Origin of the sequence: Saccharothrix sp. NRRL B-16314 (assembly GCF_000716595.1) — a bacterium.
Taxonomy (GTDB): domain Bacteria; phylum Actinomycetota; class Actinomycetes; order Mycobacteriales; family Pseudonocardiaceae; genus Actinosynnema.
Map to the genome: position 1 here is coordinate 1 of NZ_JNXC01000067.1, position 6,141 is coordinate 6,141.

Sequence of the window (6,141 nt, forward strand, 5' to 3'; positions counted from 1 at the left end):
ATCACCGGGCGCACCAGCGCCATCTCCTCCGGAGTCACCACCACAGAAGATCACACCGCCAACCTGTCCGATCATTCGACCTAACAAAGCCCTACTAGTGGGGTCGGCGGTGGCTCTAGTGGGCGACGTGGCGGTCCAGCACCGCCCGCAAGTGGTGCTCATTGAGAGCGAGGAGTCGGTCGGTGGCTTCGCGTCTGACGGTTCCGACGAACCGTTCGGCGTAGGTGTCGGCTCGCGGACACCGTGGCGGATCTTCACGACCTCGATGTGTGCCGCTCGAGAAGTCATCGTTCGAGCATCGTCAGCGGGTGTAGCCGTCAGGCTGGTCGTGGCCCGTGAGGTCGGCGAACTGGACGCTCACCGGGTCGCCGACCCAGCCTTTGCCGATCATGACCGAGGTGTGCCATGGCCGGTCGGGGAAGGTGTGGTTGTTCCACCACGCCGAGGTCGTGCCGTCGGTGTTGATCGAGATCAGCTCGTCGAAGCCGTCGCCGTCGAGGTCCGCGAAGCGGACACACGTGGGATCGGCGTGGTTGAGTCCGAGGTCGACGGCCGTGCTCCACGGTGGTGCGGGGAAGGCGCCGATGTTGCGCCTGGCTTGGATCCGGGTGCCGGCGGCGGTGCCCAAGGTGATCAGTTCGGCCTTCGCGTCGCCATCGAGATCGGCGAACCGTGTGTGCCGGGGCGGCGCCGGACCCAGGTCCACCGGGTCGCTCCACGGCCACTTCGGGAAGTCTCCGGTGTTGGGCCAGGCGCGGACCACTTCCGCGATGTGGATCAGTTCGTCCCTGCCGTCGCCGTCCAGGTCGGCGAAGTGGATGTCGGCGGGATCGGCCGTCGATCCCTTGCCCACCACCACCGATGCGTGCCACGGTCGGTGAGGGAAGCCCTTGTCGTTCAACCACGCCGTGATCGTCCCGTCGGCGGCGATCCGGACCAGTTCGTCGAACCCGTCGCCGTCGAGATCGGCGAAGCGGGCCAGGGCCGGGTCACCTTCGTTCAGCACCATGCCGACCGGGTCGCTCCACGGCCACCCCGGGAAGCCACCCGTGTTCGACCAGGCCCGGACCGTGCCATCGGCGGCGGTGCGAATGTCGATCATCTCGGCTTTTCCGGCGGGAGGTTTCCAGCGTTGCGGCGGATTGTTCCCCGAGGTGACGATCGCCGCCGTCGTTCCCGCCAGCAGGAATAGTGCGGCCAGGATCGCGATCAGTCGGCCACGACGGATTCGGGGGCGGACGATTTCATCCGGTTCTACGCGTTGCGCCGGCTCCTCCGGTGTCGCGGGCGGGTGCTGCTCAGGTTGCACGTGCGTCTCCGGCGTCAAAGCCGCGGCGGTTTCATGCCAACGGTCTTCCCATTGCTCTTCGTCACCTTCGCAGGCCCGCACGTATGCCAAGGTCACCGCGAGGCTCGGCAACTCACGCCCTCCGGCCGCCCGTGCCAAGGTCGCCGGCGCGTAGTGGGCCCGCAGCGCGAGTGTCCGGTACGGCGGGCAGCCCGCCTTCTCCCGCAGCAGGCGCAGGTCGTGGGCGAAGAGTTGCACCACCCCCGCGTGCGGATCCAGCTGGGTCTCAGGCCGTGGCATGCCCGCCCCTTCCGTCCGGCCGGCTCGGCAGCGTTGTCTCCTGCGCTCCGGGTTGTCTCATGTTGATTGTCTCGGCCGTCCGACACGCGGGAACAACTCCCCGATGCGGTAGACCTGGGTCGTGGAACGGGTACGGCCCGTCGCCTCTCTGCCCAATCGGGTGAATCTCGGGTAAGGAATCGAGCATGTCGAAGCCACGCCTGGCTTTCGCCGTCGTCTGCGCGTTCGCCGCTCTCTCCACCGGAACAGCCTCGGCGACCGGAGGGGAGAAGGTGCTCAATTCGCAGAAGAGCGTCGAATACGTCTGCATCAGCGTCACCCACTCTGGCCTGCTGGTGGAAAAGGTGGGGGTGTGCCAGCACGGTCACGGGCCCAGTTGGTACGGCCACGTGGGATTCACGTCGAATGTCGAGCCGCACGTAGTCGGCCCTGACGACAACCCCGTGCCCTGGGTGATCATCCAGTTCGATCGCAGGGTCAGGAAAGGCACGGACTTCTGTGATGAGGCGTGGGTGAAGGAGAGCGGCGGCTACGAACGCCGCGGACAGCTCTGCATGCATCTCTGACACCCCTCGCGGTGGCGCCCCGCTGGGGGTGGGGCGCCACCGCGGCCTGCTACAGGAGAAGACGATGTTCCGAGAAGTCGAGCTCGCCGTCCTGACCACCGTTCTGACCACGCTGCCGGTCGACGCGCAGGAGCAGGACTCCACGGAGATCTGGCCGCACCAGGTCAGTCGCCACGCCGCCCGCCCGTGCGTCGCCGGCGGCCCTACGCAGAAGGACGCCGCTATCGGCGCACAATTCGACACTGCGTTGAACAACAAGATGCGCGGTCAGATGAACGCCTACAACACCTCGTGCGCCCGAGCGGTCGTACGCGCGGTCCGCGACCGCAGGTTCGACGAACGTGCCGCCGCCATCGCCGTCGCCACCGTGATCGTGGAGACGAGCATCGCCAACCTCGACGGTGGCGACCGCGACTCCGTAGGTCTTAACCAGCAGCGCGCGAGTTGGGGGAGCTTCGCGCAGCGCACCGACCCTGCGTGGGCGACGGGCGCGTTACTCGACACCATGACCCGCTTCTACCCGAACGGCTCGTGGAACTCTGCCCCGGTCAACGAGAAGATTCTCGACTTTCTGTTTTGACCCTGATTGGACCTGCGTCACGCGCCGCACATCCGTTTCTGTCGACGAGCGGGCACTGAACGGCCCGATGGCCGGATTGAGCGGCGGGTCAGTCGAGGCCGCGGGTCGTGGCCTCGATGTTCGAGCGGAACAGTTTCAAGAACGTGATTGTTGCGGGCTGCTGCGGACTCCACCGTCGTCTGAAATGTGCTCGATACTTCAACAGTCGGCGATCTTCCGCTCAATCGCGCGGTCAAGAATCGCACCGGCGTGACAACCCGATCGGAGGATGTGCGTCCCCGTACGGGCACTGTCGCTTTCGTGGTCACGGAATGTGCTGATTACTGGATTCGCAATAAGACTCTGAGGGAAAGGGATTTCGTCATGTTCGACACAACCGTGTTTTCCTATTCCGCCGTGCAGAACCCTGATCCCGTTCCGTTGGGGCACCTCGTCCGCAGGCAGCTCACCGCTTTGGCCGAGGCGGTGGGGCTGACGGGCCGGCGGGAGGAGCTCGAGAACCTGGCGGGCTTGCTGCTCGGGCCCTCCGCCGCGCTTTCGGCCGGGGGCGGGACGTGGTGCTCGGAGGTGTCCGACGACCACTCGCCCGTCGAGTACTCGATCTCGTTCGAGACGGGGCGGGCACCGCAGTTGCGGCTGCTGACCGAGCCGGACGGGATACCGCCGGGAGTTGGCCAGAACGTGGCGGTCTGTCGACGGGTCCTGCGCGGGCTGGCGGAGCGCTACGGTTTCGACCTGCGGCGGTTCGCCCTGGTCGAGGACCTGTTCCTGCCCGACCGGCCGCAGGGCGCGTTCGGGTTGTGGTGTGCGGCCGTGCTGACCCCGCACGGCGAGCCGTCGTTCAAGGTCTATCTCGACCCGGGCGCACAGGGGATCGCGCGTGCCCAGGAACTGGTCGAGGAGGGGTTGGCGCGGATGGGATTCCACCGCGCCCGACACCTGGTCGGCGACGCGGTGACCGCCGGGGGCCGGCTGATGTACTTCGCGCTGGACCTCGGGCAGTGGCCTCGACCGCGGGTGAAGGTCTACTTCGCCCACGATGGCGGGGGGCCCGAGGATGCGGCGAGGGCGGCGGGCGCGGTCGCGGGGATCGACGGCACAGCGGTCGAGGAGTTCTGCCGCACCGTCGCCAGGACCGGCCCGTTCCCGTCGCGCCCCCTGGTGTCGTGCTACTCGCTGGTCGACGTCGAGCGGGACCGGCCTGGCGGGTACACCGTGCACGTCCCGGTGCGGGATTACGTCGAGCACGACGGGGAAGCGCGCGCCCGCGCGATTGCGGTGATGCGTCGCCGGGGGCACGATCCGGCGGTGTTGGATCGGGCGCTGGCCGCAGTGACGGGGCGGCGGCTGGACGCCGGGGTGGGGTTGATCTCCTACCTGTCGCAGGTGTTCACGCCGCGCGTAGAGCGGCTGACCGTCTACTTGTCCGCGGAGGCCAACTCGGTCCGGCCGCCCCGCCTTCGCGTGGGCCGGTGAGGGGCGTGGACGACGTGCCGGGCATGGAACCGTTCCGCGCCAAAGTCGTGGAACCGATCCCCTTCACCACACGCGCCCAGCGCGAGCAGGCGTTGCACCGGGCGCACCACAACCTGTTCAACCTGCGGGCCGACGAGGTGACCATCGACCTGCTGACCGACTCGGGCACCGGGGCGCTGTCCGCGGCGCAGATGGCCGCGGCGATGCTCGGTGACGAGAGTTACGCCGGAGCGCGCTCGTACCACCGGTTCCGGGAAGTCGTCGAGAACCTGACCTCCTACCCGCACGTCCTGCCGGTGCACCAGGGGCGGGCCGCCGAGCGCATCCTGTTCTCCACCCTGCTGCGACCGGGGCAGATCACTCTGGGCAACACGCACTTCGACACCACCCGCGCCAACGTCGAACTGGCCGGTGGACAGGTCCACGACCTGCCTTGCCCGGAGGCTGCGGACCTGGACAGCCCGTACCCGTTCAAGGGCGACATCGACCTGGACGCGCTGCACCGGGCCCTCACCGGCCCGGACGGCCCACGGGTGGCCGCGATCGTCATGACGCTCACCAGCAACGGCATGGGCGGCCAGCCCGTGTCGATGGCCAACCTCGCGGAAACCGCCAAGTTGTGCCGCGCGCACGGGGTGCCGCTGTTCCTGGACGCGGCGCGCTTCGCGGAGAACGCCTGGCTGGTCACCCGCAACGAGCCCGGCTACGGCGACCGCAGCCCACGCGAGGTGGCCGAGGAGGCGTTCCGGCTCGCCGACGGCTGTACCGCCAGCATGAAGAAGGACGGCCTGGTCAACACCGGCGGGTTCTTGGGCCTGCGCGACCCGGATCTGGCAGGGCGGTGCGAACTGCTGCTCGTCGCCACCGAAGGTTTCCCCACCTACGGCGGTCTGGCGGGCCGCGATCTGGACATGCTCGCCCAGGGACTGATCGAAGTCACCGACCCCGACTACCTGCGGTCCAGGGCCGGCACCACGGCGTACCTCGCCGAACTGGCACGGGCCGCCGGGGTCGCGGTCGTGGAACCGCCGGGAGTGCACGCGGTCTACCTCAACGCCGGCCGACTCCTGCCGCACATCCCCCCGCACCGCTTCCCAGGGCACGCATTGGCCTGCGCGCTGTACCTGGAAGGAGGAATCCGCGGTGTGGAATGCGGCTCCCTCTACCTCGGCAAGGAGGACGAGCACGGCAACCCCGTGGTCAGCGCCCCGTGGGAACTGCTCCGCCTTGCCATCCCACGCCGGGTTTACAGCCAGAGCCACATCGAGCACGTCGGCCGGACCCTGGCACGGATCGCCCAGCACACCGACCACCTGCCCGGCTACCGCATCACCGAACAAGCACCCCTGCTCAGGCACTTCAAAAGCAGGCTGGAACCAGTACCACTCCACACCGACGAGTTGCCGGCGACGACCGACTCCACCACCCCGCCGAACCCGCGACCACACTTGACGGCGACGGCGGTCCCGCCCCGCGGCACGTCCGCCCCAAGCCTCTGAACGGCGCCCGTCAGCGGATGAGCAGCGTCCAGTGAGGTCTGTAAAACTTAGGTCGTAATGCCCAACTTCTCCAGGGCAGCGTTGGACACCCAGTGAGCCCTTTCCAACCTGGCGGCGTGGGCGTGACCGTGGTGGAGACATGGCGAAGCTCCTGGTAGATGACTTCTCGACCAAGAGCAAGGCCATCGCCAGGAGCTTCGAGTGCGTGTCCACCCATCCGCGATCGACCTGTCCAGTTCACACCTTCAGTTCCTGGCGCGGGAACTGACCACTCACCGGCGCCGGATCGGCAGCAGGTGGCGCAGGCTCGATCCCGGACGCCAGGCCCTGCTGGTGCTGGCGCATCTGCGCTGCGGCGACACCTACAGCCGCCTGGCCGCGGGGTTCGGCGTCGGCCTGGCCACCGTCTGCCGCTACATCCACGAGGCCGTC

Annotated in this window: 6 protein-coding genes; 5 read left to right on the forward strand and 1 reads right to left on the reverse strand. The window is 68.1% G+C overall.

The window, feature by feature from the left end:
• Positions 1-301: 301 nt before the first annotated feature.
• A complete protein-coding gene (locus OQ02_RS47430) occupies positions 302-1,588 on the reverse strand; it encodes an FG-GAP repeat domain-containing protein (protein WP_156077610.1) in 1,287 nt (428 codons plus the stop codon).
• A gap of 185 nt (positions 1,589-1,773) precedes the next feature.
• Between OQ02_RS47430 and OQ02_RS38890 the strand changes: the two genes are divergently transcribed.
• The 5 genes from OQ02_RS38890 to OQ02_RS38910 form a co-directional block, all read left to right on the forward strand.
• Positions 1,774-2,154, forward strand: coding sequence for a hypothetical protein (locus OQ02_RS38890; RefSeq protein WP_033443701.1), 381 nt, complete (start codon positions 1,774-1,776; stop codon positions 2,152-2,154).
• A 64-nt stretch (positions 2,155-2,218) separates the two neighbouring features.
• Positions 2,219-2,734 carry a hypothetical protein gene (locus OQ02_RS38895; protein WP_156077611.1) on the forward strand — a complete coding sequence of 172 codons (516 nt, stop codon included), beginning with the start codon at positions 2,219-2,221 and terminating at the stop codon, positions 2,732-2,734.
• A gap of 363 nt (positions 2,735-3,097) precedes the next feature.
• On the forward strand, positions 3,098-4,210 hold the full coding sequence (locus tag OQ02_RS38900; protein ID WP_051773481.1) for a tryptophan dimethylallyltransferase family protein: 1,113 nt from the start codon (positions 3,098-3,100) through the stop codon (positions 4,208-4,210).
• A 23-nt stretch (positions 4,211-4,233) separates the two neighbouring features.
• On the forward strand, positions 4,234-5,709 hold the full coding sequence (locus tag OQ02_RS38905; RefSeq protein WP_081916274.1) for a tryptophanase: 1,476 nt from the start codon (positions 4,234-4,236) through the stop codon (positions 5,707-5,709).
• 201 nt (positions 5,710-5,910) lie between these two features.
• On the forward strand, positions 5,911-6,141 hold a 231-nt coding region (locus tag OQ02_RS38910; RefSeq protein ID WP_033443702.1), incomplete at its 3' end, for a helix-turn-helix domain-containing protein.